General features: G+C 40.6%; 13 protein-coding genes and 1 tRNA gene. 7 read left to right on the forward strand and 7 right to left on the reverse strand.

From position 1 onward, the window contains the following. Positions 1-17: 17 nt before the first annotated feature. Positions 18-3434 (reverse strand): SusC/RagA family TonB-linked outer membrane protein, encoded by a 3417-nt coding sequence (locus DWZ47_RS07690; protein ID WP_117512714.1) that lies wholly within the window; start codon positions 3432-3434, stop codon positions 18-20. A gap of 327 nt (positions 3435-3761) precedes the next feature. Here DWZ47_RS07690 and DWZ47_RS07695 point away from each other — a divergent pair, with 327 nt between their 5' ends. Next, the gene (locus tag DWZ47_RS07695; protein ID WP_117512715.1) at positions 3762-4349 is read left to right on the forward strand and encodes an RNA polymerase sigma-70 factor; all 588 of its coding nucleotides are present in this window, start codon (positions 3762-3764) and stop codon (positions 4347-4349) included. A 53-nt stretch (positions 4350-4402) separates the two neighbouring features. Continuing rightward, positions 4403-5449 carry a FecR family protein gene (locus tag DWZ47_RS07700; protein ID WP_117512828.1) on the forward strand — a complete coding sequence of 349 codons (1047 nt, stop codon included), beginning with the start codon at positions 4403-4405 and terminating at the stop codon, positions 5447-5449. A gap of 188 nt (positions 5450-5637) precedes the next feature. Here the strand turns inward: DWZ47_RS07700 and DWZ47_RS07705 are convergent, their stop codons facing one another. Continuing rightward, positions 5638-7836, reverse strand: coding sequence for a GH92 family glycosyl hydrolase (locus DWZ47_RS07705; protein WP_165860877.1), 2199 nt, complete (start codon positions 7834-7836; stop codon positions 5638-5640). 32 nt (positions 7837-7868) lie between these two features. Beyond that, a complete protein-coding gene (locus DWZ47_RS07710; protein WP_117512717.1) occupies positions 7869-9143 on the reverse strand; it encodes a histidine-type phosphatase in 1275 nt (424 codons plus the stop codon). A gap of 230 nt (positions 9144-9373) precedes the next feature. Between DWZ47_RS07710 and sppA the strand changes: the two genes are divergently transcribed. From sppA to DWZ47_RS07735, 5 genes are all read left to right on the forward strand, one after another. Further along, on the forward strand, positions 9374-11152 hold the full coding sequence (gene sppA, locus DWZ47_RS07715; RefSeq protein WP_117512718.1) for a signal peptide peptidase SppA: 1779 nt from the start codon (positions 9374-9376) through the stop codon (positions 11150-11152). A gap of 10 nt (positions 11153-11162) precedes the next feature. Further along, on the forward strand, positions 11163-12293 hold the full coding sequence (gene lpxK / locus DWZ47_RS07720; protein WP_008649900.1) for a tetraacyldisaccharide 4'-kinase: 1131 nt from the start codon (positions 11163-11165) through the stop codon (positions 12291-12293). Then, positions 12250-13059 carry a purine-nucleoside phosphorylase gene (locus DWZ47_RS07725; RefSeq protein ID WP_004298940.1) on the forward strand — a complete coding sequence of 270 codons (810 nt, stop codon included), beginning with the start codon at positions 12250-12252 and terminating at the stop codon, positions 13057-13059. The genes lpxK and DWZ47_RS07725 overlap by 44 nt, the downstream gene beginning before the upstream one ends. Before the next feature lie 16 nt (positions 13060-13075). After that, positions 13076-14113 (forward strand): thiamine-phosphate kinase, encoded by a 1038-nt coding sequence (gene thiL, locus DWZ47_RS07730; protein ID WP_117512719.1) that lies wholly within the window; start codon positions 13076-13078, stop codon positions 14111-14113. A gap of 161 nt (positions 14114-14274) precedes the next feature. Next, positions 14275-14347 (forward strand) — tRNA-Phe (locus tag DWZ47_RS07735). An 84-nt stretch (positions 14348-14431) separates the two neighbouring features. On the opposite strand, the gene DWZ47_RS07740 is transcribed toward DWZ47_RS07735, so the two are convergent. The 4 genes from DWZ47_RS07740 to DWZ47_RS07755 form a co-directional block, all read right to left on the reverse strand. Then, complete coding sequence (locus DWZ47_RS07740; RefSeq protein ID WP_004307025.1) at positions 14432-14638, reverse strand: hypothetical protein; 207 nt, start codon at positions 14636-14638, stop codon at positions 14432-14434. A 52-nt stretch (positions 14639-14690) separates the two neighbouring features. Continuing rightward, the gene (locus tag DWZ47_RS07745; protein ID WP_004307024.1) at positions 14691-15176 is read right to left on the reverse strand and encodes a cold shock domain-containing protein; all 486 of its coding nucleotides are present in this window, start codon (positions 15174-15176) and stop codon (positions 14691-14693) included. Positions 15177-15229: 53 nt separating this feature from the next. Further along, on the reverse strand, positions 15230-16354 hold the full coding sequence (locus DWZ47_RS07750) for a DEAD/DEAH box helicase (protein ID WP_004296138.1): 1125 nt from the start codon (positions 16352-16354) through the stop codon (positions 15230-15232). Positions 16355-16443: 89 nt separating this feature from the next. Further along, the gene (locus tag DWZ47_RS07755; RefSeq protein ID WP_004323237.1) at positions 16444-17517 is read right to left on the reverse strand and encodes an NAD(P)H-dependent flavin oxidoreductase; all 1074 of its coding nucleotides are present in this window, start codon (positions 17515-17517) and stop codon (positions 16444-16446) included. Positions 17518-17553: the final 36 nt, after the last annotated feature.

Genomic DNA, 17553 nt, shown 5'->3' on the forward strand with positions numbered 1-17553 from the left:
TTTCGTTACAGGTTTTCTTAGAAACATATTTTTGCTCCGAAGGAGTATGTTCTCGTCATCGGATACTCCGCTTTGGAGCCGTCGCCACCCGTCTTTATTTCAGGATCGACACCTACAAACTTGGTAAAAGTAAACGGATTCTGACAGTCGACAAAAACTCTGATAGAACTCACATAATCACCCACTCTTCCCAGCTTCTTTCCTGAAAGGTTATATCCTAAAGTGATATTCCTGACACGTACGAACGAAGCATTCTGATAATCTTCCTCAAAACCTACGTTACCAGGCAAAGCGACAGCCTTTGTTGAAGCAATACCACGCCGATTTCCATTCTGATTGGTTTGAGAATTCCAGATAGTATATACATATTTGTTCGAATTCTTGGGACTCGTGTAATACACATCTCCGACAAGTGCCCAACGATATGCATAGTTATAGCGTGTACGTCCGAATTGTCCATACATAAATACATCCAGATCAAAATCTTTGTATACAAATGTATTTCCAAAGCCTATGTGAATTTTTGGAAGTGTATTCCGCATCTTTACATCATCAATCGTTATTTTGTTATCCCCATTTGCATCCTTAATAATCGGATAACCGGGCTGTTGCGCATCTGCCGGCAAAGATTTCTGCGATTCGGGCATATTGCTTTTATCTATGTTGATAACGCCTTCCGTTTCATAGTAATAATAAGCATTCACCGGTTCGTTCTTGCGGATTCGATATTCTTCATAATAATAGTTGGGCATCCGTTCTTTCCAAACGGCATTATGATGTGATAAGGTCAATTGTGAGGTCCACTTAAATACACGGGGGATTTCAAAGTTAAGTGAGTTAATAGTCGCATCCCATCCGTAACGTACATAATGTCCATAATTCATCGGGACGGAAGATGTCATACTAAGCGGAGAGGCAGAGTCATATCCCAGCAAGTTGGTTACATCATTGCGGAACATATCAAAACTTCCCCAGATTCTATCTTTTAAAACAGAAAAGTCTACACCTATATTTTTCATGGTAGTCTTTTCCCAAGTTACATTCGGGTAATCAGGACCGCTAAGCAGATAGGGCACATAAGTCACTGAATTGTTAGAAAACTTGATATATTGGGCTGCCAGACTGAAAGTGCCATAAAGCGAACTACCCAGATTATCATTACCAGTCTGTCCATAACTACCACGAATCTTCAACTGGTCAATCCATGATATATGCTTCATAAACGGCTCGTTAGATAATTTCCAGGCCAATGACACTGAAGGGAAATAGGCATATTTCTTTCCCGGAAAAAACTTATCCGTTCCATCGCGACGAATAGTAGCGGCAACCACATATCTGTCGAGCACATCCACACTTGCCCTGGCAAATTGAGAACGACGTTCATCGGCTGCTCTGAAAGAAGTCGGGTAGAAAGCGCCTTCCGCAGCTTCCACCTTATCAGCAGCAATGTGATCGTTAATCTGTTCGTAGTCAAGTTCAAGTCCATTTGAATCGTTCGTATATCTTCCCATACCGACTACGGCATCGACACGTAACAAATCTCCAAACTGCTTTTTGAAAGTCAATGTGCCTTCCATGGTTTGGTTTCTACGTTCAACATATCCCAAATGCCCTCTTGATTTATACATGTCCATAAAATAAATATCAGAAGGAACATACAAGTTACGGTTAGCATTTTCCTTATTGATACCATACATCAAGCGGAAAGACAACATATCCTTGATTATATCCACATCGGCAGCAAAGTTTAGATAATAACCGCTTGTTTTAGTCCGGTCACTAACTTTTATCATTTCAGCCGGGTTAGGGTAATTTGAATATAAAGTAGGCTTTCCGTCCTCACCTCTGATTGGTAAATAAGAAGGATAAGTCAATGCTGATTGTATAGCATCGTACCCATTTCCACCACCTCCGCCACCGGAAGTTGAATTTGTATATTCATTTTCATTTACATTGACAATTGCTGTCAACTTAAGAAATGGAAGCAATTGTGAAGATATGTTTGTCCGAAGAGCATAACGTTCCATAGCGGAGTTTTCTACCGTACCTTCCTGTTTGTAATAATTTCCGGACAGATAATATTTCAGCAGTTTAGAACCACCCGTAATTGTGATATTATGATTATTGATGCTACCATCCTTTAATACACAATCCAGCCAGTCTGTTGTTTGAGCGGCAGCTATCTGTTGAGGTGAGAATTGAGGTACCCATTTATTATCAAAAGGTTTATCACCATAAGGATACATACCGTTCGTAAATAAATAGTTTTCTTTATTGAAAATGTTGGCAACATTCATATATTCTTCCCCACTCAAAGGTTCCAGATACGGATAGTTTTTCACGATAGAATAATTTCCTTCATAAGTGATTTGGGGACGAGTTTCAGTACCTTTCTTTGTAGTGATTAAAACGACACCATTGGCTGCACCAATTCCATAAATGGAGGCAGATGCATCCTTTAACACTTCGATAGATTCAATATCGGCAGGATTAAGTCCGGCCAATCCCGAACGATTGATAGAGTTGGGCATAACCTGATTTCCGTTTCCAACCTCTAAAGAAGTGGAAGGCATCATTACGCCATCCACTATAAAGATAGGAGTACCTGCCCCACGAATTGAAAGGTCAACTGCTCCACCCGGTTGCGGGCTTGTCAACGTAGCTTCCAGTCCGGCAGCCCGCCCAAGCAACATCTGTGACATATTACTTGTTGCGGCTCGCGATATTTTTTCCGTTTTTACCGTTGCAATGGAAGTTGTCAGATTCTTACGGGTGGTCGTTCCATACCCTACCACAACAACTTCATCCAACTGTTTCGAATCTTCTTTCATCGTCACATTCAACGTCATCGGTCGGGTAATTTTCTGCGTATATGTAGTGTAACCTATTGAAGTAAATTTCAGTGTCGAGCCTTCCGGAACTTGCAACTGGTAATTGCCATCTATACCGGTAATGGTTCCTTGAGTAGCCCCTTCTATCATCACAGTCACTCCCGGAAGAACCTCTCCGGATTCGTCCACTACCTTTCCGGTCACTTTGACCGGCTGTTTGTTATCCTGTGGTTGAGATGAAACTTTGTTTAATACAATCTGACGTTTTTCAATCGTATAAGATACTCCTTCGCCTTTAAAAAGTTTATCCAGCACCAGAGTCATCCGTTCATTTTTCACAGTAATGCTTACTATACGGCTTACATCAACAATGTCTTTGTTGTATAAGAAACGATATTCTGTCTGATTTTCGATACTAGTCAAGACCTCCTCTACAGTCACATTTTTCAGTCGCAATGTAATTTTGGCGGATTGTGCCAGGATAGGTATACTGATAGCTTGCAAAGCTATACAAAACAACCATATAGCACAGATTCTCCCCATTTTTACATTCGCAGGTACATTAATTCTCTTTTTCATTTTTCTAATTGAAATAAGTTTCATACCTTTACATGTTTGGTTATTGGTTCTACAAATAAGTTGATTAACGAATAACTGAATCTTTGGAAAGGAAGGTGAGTCAGACCTTCCTTTTTTTATCAGTTGTCGGAAGCTGAATTCACTGATTATGTCTTTCTCATGGCTTGTATTATTTAAAGGTTAATAAATGTGTTTTTCTCTCGTTTCTATCAATAAGACGTTTCTAAAAATAAAAGCCACATTGGATATCGCATTATTTTTTCATCTGCATTATTTTTTCATCAAACTATCGTTTATCCCAAATAATCTTTCTATTTTTACCCCCAACAATAGAACCTTTACTACAATACTATGTCGAATATCCAACAACAGACTTCCGACGACCGTTTTCTGGTAATAGCACTGAAACAGGATGATAAACAGGCTTTTACCCGATTATTCCATGCTTATTATAAAGATTTGGTGTTGTTTGGCGGTACTTATATTCCAGAGAAATCGACCTGCGAAGATATTGTGCAAAATATCTTTCTCAAACTATGGAATGACCGGAAGTCATTGGAAATTGAGAACTCACTAAAATCATATTTACTGAAAGCGGTCAGGAATTACTGTCTGGACGAATTACGCCATCGCAGGATTATAGATGAACATATCGCTTACGAGCTTAAATCGAGTTCTAAGGATATAGATACGACAGAAAACTACATACTATATTCTGATTTATGCCGGCAACTTAAAAATGCATTGGAACAATTACCTCCTCAAGAAAGAGAAGTATTCGAGATGAGCCGATTAGAAAATATTAAATATCAGGAAATAGCCAATCGCCTGAATATCTCTGTCAGAACGGTAGAAGTACGTATCAGCAAAGCATTGAAGCAGCTCCGCATCTTATTAAAAGATTTTTATTTACTACTTTTTTTATTTCTTTTCCACTAATGAATGTGGGATTTTCTTTCTGAAACGTCTATTATATATAAGGTAAAATGCATATGATAAATAAAGATTCAGACATAGAAATTATAATCTCCAGATATCTCTCGAAAGAGGCTACACCAGAAGACATTAAGATACTGGAAGATTGGACATCAGCTACTCCCGAAAACTATAGGAGCTTTCTATCACAAAAGAATGTGTGGGAAGTCAGTCACCCGGCTTTTAATCCGGAAAAGATAGATGTGGACAGTGCGCACAGAAAAGTAATGGAGCAGATTCTCCATCCAAACCAGCCGGTTTCCGTTCGTCCTAAGTTGTCCTTCCTACACTATTGGCAGCAAGTGGCAGCTATCTTACTTCTTCCTTTACTGATATTATCTGCTTATCTTTATTTTAAACCCGCTTCTCAAATTGCAGAGACTTATCAGGAGCTATTCACTCCTTATGGCACTTGGTCGGTAGTTAATCTGCCTGACGGTTCTAAGGTTTGGCTAAATGCCGGAAGTTCTTTAAAGTATCCGACTCAATTCAATGATAAGCAAAGAGTTGTTTCGATGCAGGGTGAAGCCTATTTTGAAGTAGAATCCGATAAAGAGCATCCCTTCATCGTAAAAACAAAACAACTGACTGTAGAAGCTACCGGCACTGCATTCAATGTGAACGCATACGCTCCGGATCATGTAGCAGCAGTGACGTTAGTAAAAGGAAAGGTCGCAGTTACTCTTGACCAGAAAAAGACGATTCCCCTTTCACCGGGAGAGAAAATTGACTATAATCTAGCCACTTCTTTATATAACGTCAATAAAACCAACACTTATAAATGGTGCTCATGGAAAGATGGAATACTCATTTTTAGAGATGACCCGCTGGAATATGTATTCAAGCGTTTGGGACAGACTTATAACGTGGAATTTATTCTGAAAGACGCTGAATTAGGAAAGTATTCCTATAAAGCGACTTTTGAAGGTGAATCTTTAAATGAGATTTTGCGCTTGCTTGAAATGAGTGCACCTATTCGCTGTAAAGAGGTTAGTAACCGCAACACCAATAATGAGAAGTTTGAAAAGCAGCGTATAGAGGTGAGTAGGATTGTACGGAAATAAGTTTGTATTAGTACAAACTTAATCGTATGGCTTCAAATTAATTTCATTTGGTAGTATTAAGTTGTACGACACCCGGGTGTCGTACAATTTATTCTTGCAGTATCTTTTTTTCTTCTCTACTATAAGTTATGATCCCAACCACTATTAATTAAAATCATTAGTCCCATAACAGTACAGAAACGAATTTATTACTTCATCTTGTATACCAGCGTTCCTCCTTTTACAATATCCTCATGCGAGATTGTTTTCTTCGTATATGGTTCGCCATTCAATGTAATACTATCTACATATTTATGTTCTTTCGACAAATTCTCCGCAATAATCGTGAAAGTCTTGCCATCGGCCAGATGCAAAGTCATCTTCGGCAACTGTGGAGCACCGAATACATATTCCGCACTTACCGGATCTACCGGATAGAATCCCATCGCACTAAGCATATACCAGGCAGACATCTGTCCGCAATCATCATTTCCACAAAGTCCGTCGGGTTTGTTTTTGTATTGAGTATCAAATATTTCACGAACCAATTCCTGTGTACGTTCCGGACGACCAGCCAGTGCATACAAATAAGTCACATGATGGCTTGGCTCATTTCCATGAGCATATTGCCCGATTAATCCAGTAACATCTGCCAAACTTTCACCTTCTAGCTTAACCGTAAACAATGAGTCTAATTTATTCAAGAAAGGTTTTTCTCCCCCAAACAACTGGATTAATCCTGGAACATCATGTTGTACATGCCAAGTATATTGCCATGCATTTCCTTCCGTATAATCTCCACCGACACTTTCAGAATGTGCCAACGCACTTGGGTTAAACGGAGCTTTCCAAGTTCCGTCAGCTTTGCGCGGACGCATGAACTTCGTCTCCGGATCGAAAAGATTCTTATAATAGTCAGCACGTTTCGCAAAATAAGCGGCATCTTCCTCTTTACCCATACGACGTGCCATATCGGCAGCAGCATAATCATCATATACAGATTCTAAAGTGGAAGATACAGATTCTGCTTTTATCAGGTCTGTCGGGAAATAACCATATTTCGTATAAACCTCCCAATCAGACTTCAACGGATGAGATACAGTCTGCGTCTTCTTTATTATATTGAAAGCACGTTCAGCGTCAAAGCCACGGAATCCTTTGCGATAAGCCTCGGCAATGACTGATACGCCGTGATTACCAATCATACAGAAATTCTCTTTTCCCCACAATCCCCAAATAGGCAGGAAGCCTTGCACTTCACCCTGTTCGATGAGAGAATTCACAAAACCGTCCACACGTTCGGGAATCACCAATGTATAAAATGGATGAGCGGCACGGTAAGTATCCCACAAAGAGAATGTAGAATAGAAAGCACCAGTTCCGGCTTTTACAATAGAGTCGGCGGCATTACGATACATACCATCTACGTCCGAAATTTGATTAGGCTGAATCAATGCGTGGTAGAAACAAGTATAGAAATTTGTCTTTTCATCATCGGTACCCTCTATTTCAATACGGCTCAAATAGTTATTCCATTCATTGTGGGCGGTAGCTCTTACTCCTTCAAAATCCCAGGCAGGAATTTCTGCTTCCAGATTCTTTTTAGCCCCGTCTATGCTGGTGGTGGAAAGAGCCACTTTCATCATCAGCTCGTCTCCCGGCTGCATGTCAAAAGAGGCAATGATGCGTTTTCCTTTTTCTGTTTCGCCCATCGGAAGATAAAGTGAATCGACTACCGGACGGTTGAATTTCATCACAAAGAAATAATCTTGATTGACCCATACCGTGTTATTGACATGTCCTGTCAGTGTTTGATCATCTTCCCAGTTCACTTCACAACTGTTGACTTGTGAATGATATTGTTCTTCTCTCCATGCAGGGCCATGTTGCAAGTCAATCAATATAGAGGCAGAATCAGCCTTGTGATAAGTATAGCGGTGAAGGGCAGCATGGATAGAGGCAGTCAATTCCGCTTTTACCTGTGGATCAGAGAGCTCTGCGGTGTAATATCCCGGAGTAGCCGCTTCTTTATCTTTAGGGAAATGACTACGATAAGCATCCCACGCACGGGCACGTGTGCCAGTGACCGGCATCACCAGAATATCGCCTAAATCCATACAGCCTGTTCCATTCAAATGTGTCTGTGTAAATCCCCAAACCAGAGAATCCTCATAAACATATTCAGAACAGTAACGCCAACCGACTGCACCCGTCACAGGGCTGGTCTGTATCATACCGAAAGGATAACATGCGCCGGGAAATGTATGCCCGTTGTCTGCGCCACCGATAAAGGTATTAACGTATTGAGTATAATCTTTTGTATCCGTCTTTTCAGCCGGAGTACAAGAAGAATAAAAAAACAAGCCTGCTGCCAGAGTTGCAGCCATAAAAGGGGTTTTTCTTCTCATGGTAAATATAATAATGTTAAGTTAATGCCGCATTATATATGCTGATATTTATCTAATTTTTCACGATAGTAGCTTTCTACATCTTTCCAGTGGTAATAAGGAGCTACGTCTGTTTTCACCGGTAGTTTAGTTTCCTTTTCATTAAGTAATACTTTTACCAATACATCGTTACTTCCTTTTTTATGGAAAAAGACGAATTGCACGTTACTAGCCATCGGGAAAATATCATACGCTCTCCATTGTTCGGATAACTTTTCTACGTCAGGGTAAGATTCTCCATAATGATTCAGTTCCAATAAAGCGACTAACGGTAACAGACAAGACTCATGACCAAATCTTAAAGTGGCCTGGTTCTTACCTTCTTTCAAAGCAGCATCTGCCCTATCTAAAATATTACGCAACAAGTCGGCTTCCCGATAGGGCATCAAACCATCCGTTACAGGAGAACAAGCGTGTGTCAGATACCAATATAAGTTGTTACAACTCCATAGATCATAACACTCTTCATCCGTGAAAAGAGAATATAGCTGTATATCTGTATCATGACTCTGCATATTACAAGCCAAATCAAAAAGACGTCTCATCAGGCGCGCTTCATCAACGTTTGCTTTTACATACGCTTCGTCTGTAAACAATGTTTTCATCAACCGTTCCGGACGTACATGGGTAGCTTCAAAATCTTTCTGAACCTTCTTCACTTTATCGGAACTAGCTATTTTACTCAAATCCTTAGCAGGAGGATTCATGTAATACATATCATGGTAACTTGCATCATTCTTGATACATAGATTAGGATTCATCGCCTGCAATTGGAGGCATTCGGATGTCATGGATAATATACACCGGATGACAACTGTGGAACGGGCATCCACTTCTGTTCCATCCGCAAATATCTGTGGGAAATTAGTATACATACGCTTTGCAATTCCTCTGTGTTGGCGTGCTCCCACCGAAGTCAGTTCACCAAGACGACCTTCCGCCATATCAGCCATGCGCAAAACAATATCCAGTGTGTTTTTACCTGTTGCAGTAAGTTTGTTTAAAGAGTCGGCTTTTAATAAAGTTTGCTTGGGGAAACGATAATCATTCGGATCAATCAAATACCGTGAACCATGACGCATATATGTGCTGATATAAAAAGGTTCGTACCCCTTAGGAGCAGCTGTCTGCTTGGCAGTAGGCGTGGGATATGCATAATAATTATTAGCGGATAAATACCGGTTTGCACGGATCTCTTCACGAGCAGTTTGCGCTTGTACCGTCCATACAAACAAAAGCAATAAAAGGATAGATGTGAGTTTTTTCATGATAGTATTATTCAATGTATTAATAGTTGTGCCACAAAATTAGAGATTTCTTCTCATTTAAAAGGATTTGATACAGACAAATATACTTAAATCTTAAATGGAGGAAGTTCCTATTTATGTGGATTCGCTGTGATAAAACAAAAATTCGTACGACTTATTGAATAAATATCAACTCAATTATTTATCTTTGTTAGCTTAATAACAAGCTGGCGCAAAAAACAATAAGTATAATGAAAGATTTCTTGAAATTTACACTTGCCACGGTGACAGGTATCATTTTGTCAAGTATTGTATTATTTATAATCAGCATGGTAACGTTGTTTGGCATCATGTCTGCTTTGGACACGGAAACAATCGTAAAAAAGAATTCTGTAATGATGCTCGACTTAAACGGAACGTTGGTTGAACGTACGCAAGAAGATCCGCTGGGTATTTTATCACAGTTGTTGGGTGACGGATCTAACACGTACGGACTGGACGATATTCTTTCTTCCATCCAGAAGGCTAAAGAAAACGAAAATATTAAAGGGATTTATCTACAGGCAAACTCATTAGGCACCTCCTATGCTTCTTTGCAGGAAATCCGCAACGCACTGCTCGACTTCAAAGAAAGTGGAAAATTCGTTATTGCTTATGCAGACTCCTATACGCAGGGACTTTATTATCTTTCCAGCGCAGCCGATAAGGTGTTGCTCAATCCCAAAGGGATGATTGAATGGCGGGGTATCGCCTCTGCTCCCCTGTTCTACAAAGATCTGCTGCAAAAAATAGGAGTTGAGATGCAGGTGTTCAAGGTGGGAACTTACAAATCTGCCGTAGAGCCGTTTATTGCTACGGAAATGAGTCCTGCCAACCGCGAACAGGTTACCACATTTATCACTTCTATCTGGGGGCAGGTTACGGAAGGGGTATCTACTTCACGTAATATTTCTGTAGACTCACTGAATGTTTATGCAGATCGTATGCTCATGTTCTATCCGGCAGAAGAGAGTGTAAAATGCGGATTGGCTGATACATTGATTTACCGCAATGATGTGCGCAATTATCTTAAGAAATTGGTTGAGATCAATGAAGATGATAATCTTCCTATATTAGGATTGGGCGACATGATGAACGTAAGGAAAAATGTGCCGAAAGATAAAAGCGGTAATATCGTAGCTGTTTATTATGCATCCGGTGAAATTACAGACTATCCGAGCTCTGCAACTTCCGAAGACGGGATTGTCGGTTCGAAAGTAATTCGTGACCTGCGCAAATTGAAAGATAATGATGATGTGAAAGCTGTTGTACTCCGTGTCAATTCTCCAGGTGGAAGTGCTTTCGCCTCGGAACAAATCTGGCATGCTGTAAAAGAGCTGAAAACAAAGAAACCGGTCATTGTCTCTATGGGTGATTATGCCACGTCAGGAGGTTACTATATCTCTTGCGTTGCCGATACGATTGTTGCAGAGCCTACTACCCTGACCGGTTCTATCGGAATCTTCGGTATGATTCCTAATGTGAAAGGATTGACTGATAAAATCGGTTTAAGTTATGATGTCGTAAAAACGAATAAATTCGCTGATTTCGGAAATATCATGCGTCCGTTTAACGAGGATGAGAAATCATTGCTTCAAATGATGATAACTGAAGGATATGATACCTTTGTAACTCGTTGTGCCGAAGGACGTCACATGACGAAGGAAGCTATCGAGAAGATTGCCGAAGGCCGTGTATGGACTGGGGAAACTGCTAAAGAACTGGGATTAGTAGACGAATTAGGTGGCATTGACAAGGCACTGGATATCGCTGTTGCAAAAGCCGGTATCGAAGGCTATACCGTTGTCTCTTATCCGGAGAAACAAGATTTCCTGTCTTCCCTGTTTGATACGAAACCGACGAATTATGTAGAATCACAATTACTGAAAAGTAAATTAGGCGAGTACTACCAGCAATTCGGTTTACTGAAAAATCTGCAAGAACAATCCATGATTCAGGCACGTATTCCGTTCGAACTGAATATTAAATAAACCGTAATACATGGACGAACACTTTATCAAGATACATAAGTGGCTCTACCCTGCCTCCTGGCTCTACGGAGCAGTGGTAATGATGAGAAATAAACTCTTTGACTGGGAAGTTCTTCAATCAAAGAGTTTTGATATACCTATCATCAGCGTGGGTAATCTCGCTGTAGGAGGGACAGGAAAAACTCCACACACTGAATATCTGATAAAGTTTCTTTGTAATCAATATAAGATAGCTGTATTAAGCCGGGGATATAAACGGCACACGAAAGGTTATGTATTGGCAACTCCGGAAAGTACGGCAAGAAGCATTGGCGACGAACCTTACCAGATGCATCAAAAATTCCCGTCTGTCACAGTAGCTGTCGATGAAAAGCGTTGTCATGGCATAGAAAAGTTGCTTGCACTGCAAAAGCCTTCAATAGATGTTATCCTATTGGACGATGCTTTCCAGCACCGATACGTCAAACCGGGATTGAGTATTCTGTTAACGGATTATCACCGATTATTCTGTGATGACACTTTGCTCCCCGCAGGACGGCTTCGTGAACCAATTAGCGGCAAGAATCGGGCGCAAATCGTTATTGTCACCAAATGCCCGCAAGACATCAAGCCTATTGATTATAACATTATCACGAAACGGCTGAACCTTTATCCATATCAACAGTTATTCTTCTCATCGTTCCGGTATGGTAACCTGCAACCAGTGTTCCCTACCATGTCTCCGGACACAAATGCAATTTCGACAAACCATGAGGTTGCTTTGTCCTCACTGACAAACACTGATATATTATTGATGACGGGAATTGCCTCACCTGCCCCTATTCTCGAAAGACTGGAAGGTTGTACCAAACAAATAGATTTACTATCGTTTGACGATCACCACAATTTCACTCATCGGGATATACAGCTTATCAAAGAACGGTTTCATAAACTGAAAGGAGAACACCGGTTGATTATTACCACCGAGAAAGATGCAACACGCCTGATTAACCATCCGGCTTTGGACAAGGAATTGAAACCATTTATCTACGCCTTGCCTATTGAAATTGAAATATTACAAAATCAACAAGATAAATTTAACCAACATATTATTGACTATGTTAGAGAAAATACAAGAAACCGCAGCTTATCTGAAAGGTAAGATGCATACCAGTCCGGAAACTGCCATTATACTAGGCACCGGACTTGGCAGTTTGGCAAACGAAATCACCGAGAAGTATGAAATAAAGTATTCAGATATCCCCAACTTCCCGGTATCTACCGTCGAAGGTCATAGCGGTAAGCTGATTTTCGGCAAACTAGGCAATAAGGATATCATGGCTATGCAGGGACGCTTCCACTATTACGAGGGTTATTCGATGAAAGAAGTAACTTTCCCTGTACGTGTCATGCGTGAATTAGGTATCAAAACCTTGTTCGTATCCAATGCCAGTGGCGGTACAAATGCAGATTTCGAAATCGGTGACCTGATGATTATCACTGACCATATCAACTATTTCCCCGAACATCCGCTTCGCGGAAAAAATATCCCTTACGGACCTCGCTTCCCGGACATGAGCGAAGCATACTGCAAGGAATTGATTAGTAAGGCTGACGAGATTGCCAAAGAAAAAGGAATTAAAGTACAACACGGAGTGTATATTGGTACGCAAGGTCCTACTTTCGAAACTCCTGCCGAATATAAATTATTCCATATCCTTGGTGCTGATGCGGTTGGTATGTCTACCGTTCCGGAAGTTATCGTAGCCAACCATTGTGGTATCAAAGTTTTTGGTATTTCCGTCATCACCGACTTGGGAGTAGAAGGAAAAATCGTAGAAGTAACACACGAAGAAGTTCAGAAAGCCGCTGACGCTGCTCAACCGAAAATGACCACGATCATGCGTGAACTTATCAACCGTGCCTAAACAACCATCCCGATTTATGAGAACTGAAATAGCATCTCTCGGTGAGTTTGGTCTGATTGACCACCTCACCGAGGGAATCAAACTGGAAAACGAATCCAGCAAATATGGAGTGGGCGACGATGCCGCCGTTCTCTCCTACCCTTCAGAAAAGCAAGTACTGGTAACAACCGACCTGCTTATGGAAGGTGTGCATTTTGACCTGACTTATGTTCCCTTGAAGCACTTGGGATATAAATCAGCAGTAGTTAATTTCTCCGATATTTATGCCATGAACGGTACTCCCCGGCAGATTACGGTATCTCTTGGTCTTTCCAAGCGTTTCAGCGTGGAAGATATGGACGAACTTTATTCCGGTATCCGTCTGGCTTGCCAGCAATATAATGTCGACATTGTGGGAGGCGATACCACTTCTTCCTTGACAGGCCTTGCTATCAGCATCACCTGTATTGGCGATGCCGACAAGGATAAAGTAGTTTACCGTAATGGAGCCAAAGACACTGACCTGATCTGCGTCAGCGGCGACTTGGGGGCAGCCTATATGGGTTTACAACTCTTGGAACGTGAAAAAGTCGTATTGCAAGGTGATAAAGATGTCCAACCGGATTTCTCCGGCAAAGAGTATTTATTAGAACGCCAATTGAAACCGGAAGCGCGCAAAGATATCATTGAGAAATTGGCAGCCGCCAATATAATCCCTACTTCTATGATGGACATTTCTGACGGCCTATCATCAGAACTGATGCATATCTGCAAACAAAGCAATACTGGTTGCCGCGTTTACGAGGAGCATATCCCAATCGATTATCAGACAGCTGTTATGGCCGAAGAGTTTAACATGAATCTTACGACTTGTGCCTTGAATGGTGGAGAAGATTATGAACTACTCTTTACTGTTTCCATCGCCGATCATGAGAAAATTTCACAAATGGAAGGAGTTCGTCTCATCGGACATATTACCAAACCCGAACTTGGCTGTGCATTGATTACCCGTGATGGACAAGAATTCGAACTAAAAGCACAGGGATGGAATCCATTAAAAGAAGATAAGCAATAGATTTCATCACATACCTGAAATATTTTTTATCTTATACAACACTGATAATAAGCCGACTAACTTTTTATCAGTGTTTTTTATTTCCAGAAGACTTGCAGAATCCAAAAGTTTCACTACCTTTGCAACCGCAAAAGAGATATTACCGGACCGAACAAGCACGAGGTGCCATAGCTCAGTTGGTAGAGCAAAGGACTGAAAATCCTTGTGTCCCCGGTTCGATTCCTGGTGGCACCACTAACGATTCGGTAATAAAAAAATCCCTTGAACTTTTGAAGTTCAAGGGATTTTTTTATTCCTCGTATTGCAATTTGCAACCGCCTATACTTTAGAACTATGCAGTTTTTTATAAATCTCCACACGAGCATCTATTTCTGCTTGAGTCAAATGCGCAGGAAGTTCAATGGTAGTCCGCGGAGTTATTGCTACCAATACCATATCTCCCAAACCCTTTTTATACTCTTTAATAACATTTTCAGTAAACTGACTGGATGAAATAACATCACGCATTATATTACCTTTTTTCATATCTCTAATTATTTTGTTTTTTATTTTACACACAAGCAGAATATACACTTCCCTATACAGGTTTAGATTGAGCTAAATCTTCCGATGTAGATTTGTTTTCCAAAGAGATATTGATCGCATTCATGCCTTTCACTCCACGCTCAAGGTCAAATGTTACGATATTATTTTCTGCAATATTGCCAATGACATTGTTCACATGAAAAAAGTATTTCTCAACACCTGAAAGGTCTTTAATAAAGCCAAATCCTCTTGACTCATTAAAAAACTCAACCCGTCCTCTCAAGATCGTCGGCTCCTCTTCTTCCTTTTTAGGAGTTGCTATAATTATTTCATCCGGATTAATTTCTTCCTTCTTTATATCCTCTGTCGGAGGAGTCGAAGTTATCATTCCGTTCTCATCTACATAGGCAATCATATCCTCAAAGCTATTTGAGCTGCCCGATAATTTCTTGCTTTCTTTCTTTTTCAGTTTTTCTTCTCGTTTAGCGAGTCTTTTCTTTTCATTTTCACGTTTACCAACTGTCATGGATTTTGCCATAGAATTTATATTTAGTTTTATATTAATTTTAAAGAGATTGTTATTTGTTGATTTCAAATAGTATAACTGGCTTTATTCAGCTTCTTACCCGTCAGTTTCTGAATATCATTAACGAGTTTACGCTCTTCCTGCGAGCAGAATGTCAGTGCTGTCCCTGTATTCCCGGCTCTTCCGGTACGTCCGATACGATGCACATACGTTTCCGGCACATCAGGAAGATCATAGTTGATAACTAAAGGAAGTTCGTTAATATCGATACCTCTGGCTGCAATATCAGTAGCCACCATCACACGTGTTTTGCCCGACTTGAAATTGCCCAAAGCCAACTGCCGCGCTGCCTGACTTTTATTTCCATGAATCGCCTGGCTACCAATTCCCGCCTTGCCCAGTATCTTTACGATCTTATCAGCATTATGCTTCGTACGTGAAAATACCAACACCGACTGATCTTCTGATTTTTGCAAAATCGAAACCAGTAAAAGACTCTTTTCCTTTTTCTCTACGAAATAAACCATCTGTTCAATAGCATCCACAGTCGATGATTTCGGAGTTATGCTGATTCGTACAGGATTCTTCAACAAAGAATTCGTTAAAGAAATAATTGTATCAGGCATTGTAGCGGAGAAGAATAAAGTCTGTTTTTCTTTCGGAAGTTTCGGTAATATCCGCTTGATATCATGAATAAATCCCATATCAAGCATACGGTCTGCTTCATCAAGTACAAAATATTGTATCTTATCCAGATGGATATGTCCCTGATTCATCAAGTCAAGCAAACGTCCCGGTGTAGCAACCAGGATATCAATTCCTTTGTGTAACATGTCAACTTGAGGACGTTGATTTACTCCGCCAAAAATAACCCCATGCCGCACTTGGGTATATTTGGCATAATCATTAATGCATTCACTTATTTGCAAGGCAAGTTCACGGGTGGGCGTCAAAATCAACGCTTTAATCCCCCGGCACTTGGCTGCCTCTTTATTCATTTGCAAATGTTGTATAATGGGAATAGCAAACGAAGCAGTTTTACCTGTTCCCGTTTGCGCACAGCCTAATATATCTCTTTTTGCTAATGCAGCCGGAATTGCCTCTCCCTGAATGGGAGTGGGCACTGCATATCCTTTTTCTTCAATAGCTTTTAAAATCGGTTCGGTTATATTTAATTCTTTAAATGTCATAATTGTTATTTTTGCTGTATCAAAACAGCTATTAATTTATATTGTAAAGGGACTGACAAACTCCATCATGGGAATGAAAATCCCGTAGGTTAAGCCAGTTTATGGGTTGCCAAGAAAAACTCGCGCTCCAGTGTACTCATTACTTCTTTTACACTACTGATTTTTTCAGCGAGAAAAGCATTGCTACCGGCAAAAGCATAGCCTTTTTTCATATTTCCTTTGGCTGCATTATATAAAGCCTTAATAATGCAATAAGGGCTTTTTGTATAATCACATGTTTTGATACAATGGAATGAGCAACTCTTAGGCCTCTCCAGTCCACTATTCACATTGTGAATAAATTCCCCGTCAATAGCTCGTCCTGGCATTCCCACAGGACTTTCAATAATAAGAACATCTTCGGACTTGGAGTGAATATATACTTCCTTGAACGTCTCGGACGCGTCACATTCCTGGGTGGTAACAAATATACTTCCCATTTGTACCCCTGCAGCTCCCAGTCCCATAAAATGTGCAATATCTTCACCCGTCGAAATGCCACCGGCGGCAATCACCGGAATCTGTTTCTGTTCTTTATAGCTGGATGCAATCATTACCACTTCCGGAATCAAAGTTTCCAAAGCATAATGCTGATCCTGTAATTGTTCTTTTTTGAATCCTAAATGTCCACCGGCTTTAGGCCCCTCCACCACGATTGCATCGGGCAGATAATTATAGTTCTTCTGCCATTTATCGCAGATGATTTTGGCTGCTCGTGAAGAAGATACAATAGGCACTAGCTTGGTTGTACTCTCCGGAGTCAGATATGAAGGCAGGTCGAGTGGAAGCCCGGCACCGGAAAATACCACATCAATCTTTTCCTCGATTGCGGTGCGCACCATATCCGCATAATTCGATAAAGCAACCATGACGTTTACGCCAATAATACCTTTTGTTTTCGCACGTGCTTTCCGGATTTCCTCTTTCAGCCCGTTAATACATTTTTCAGGATAAGTACCTTTCCCTTTGGGGTATAACAAACCTAAACCTGCGCATGATATAACGCCTACTCCTCCTTCGTTTGCTACTGCCGAAGCCAAACCCGAGAGCGAGATACCTACTCCCATTCCACCTTGTATTACAGGTGTTTTTATCTCAATATTTCCTATAAAGAATGATTTCATATGTTTTATTTTGCTTTAGAGCAATTGAACAAGATA

The organism is Bacteroides sp. AF32-8BH (assembly GCF_003435205.1).
GTDB lineage: Bacteria > Bacteroidota > Bacteroidia > Bacteroidales > Bacteroidaceae > Bacteroides > Bacteroides ovatus.

What these genes read in the sequence shown, in the direction of transcription:
- DWZ47_RS07695 (WP_117512715.1), top strand. Translation starts at nt 3,762, where the DNA reads ATGTCGAATATCCAACAACAGACTTCCGACGACCGTTTTCTGGTAATA.
- DWZ47_RS07755 (WP_004323237.1), bottom strand. Translation starts at nt 17,517, where the DNA reads ATGAAATCATTCTTTATAGGAAATATTGAGATAAAAACACCTGTAATA.
- DWZ47_RS07750 (WP_004296138.1), bottom strand. Translation starts at nt 16,354, where the DNA reads ATGACATTTAAAGAATTAAATATAACCGAACCGATTTTAAAAGCTATT.
- DWZ47_RS07690 (WP_117512714.1), bottom strand. Translation starts at nt 3,434, where the DNA reads ATGAAACTTATTTCAATTAGAAAAATGAAAAAGAGAATTAATGTACCT.
- thiL (WP_117512719.1), top strand. Translation starts at nt 13,076, where the DNA reads ATGAGAACTGAAATAGCATCTCTCGGTGAGTTTGGTCTGATTGACCAC.
- lpxK (WP_008649900.1), top strand. Translation starts at nt 11,163, where the DNA reads ATGGACGAACACTTTATCAAGATACATAAGTGGCTCTACCCTGCCTCC.
- DWZ47_RS07705 (WP_165860877.1), bottom strand. Translation starts at nt 7,836, where the DNA reads ATGAGAAGAAAAACCCCTTTTATGGCTGCAACTCTGGCAGCAGGCTTG.
- DWZ47_RS07745 (WP_004307024.1), bottom strand. Translation starts at nt 15,176, where the DNA reads ATGGCAAAATCCATGACAGTTGGTAAACGTGAAAATGAAAAGAAAAGA.
- sppA (WP_117512718.1), top strand. Translation starts at nt 9,374, where the DNA reads ATGAAAGATTTCTTGAAATTTACACTTGCCACGGTGACAGGTATCATT.
- DWZ47_RS07725 (WP_004298940.1), top strand. Translation starts at nt 12,250, where the DNA reads ATGTTAGAGAAAATACAAGAAACCGCAGCTTATCTGAAAGGTAAGATG.
- DWZ47_RS07740 (WP_004307025.1), bottom strand. Translation starts at nt 14,638, where the DNA reads ATGAAAAAAGGTAATATAATGCGTGATGTTATTTCATCCAGTCAGTTT.
- DWZ47_RS07700 (WP_117512828.1), top strand. Translation starts at nt 4,403, where the DNA reads ATGATAAATAAAGATTCAGACATAGAAATTATAATCTCCAGATATCTC.
- DWZ47_RS07710 (WP_117512717.1), bottom strand. Translation starts at nt 9,143, where the DNA reads ATGAAAAAACTCACATCTATCCTTTTATTGCTTTTGTTTGTATGGACG.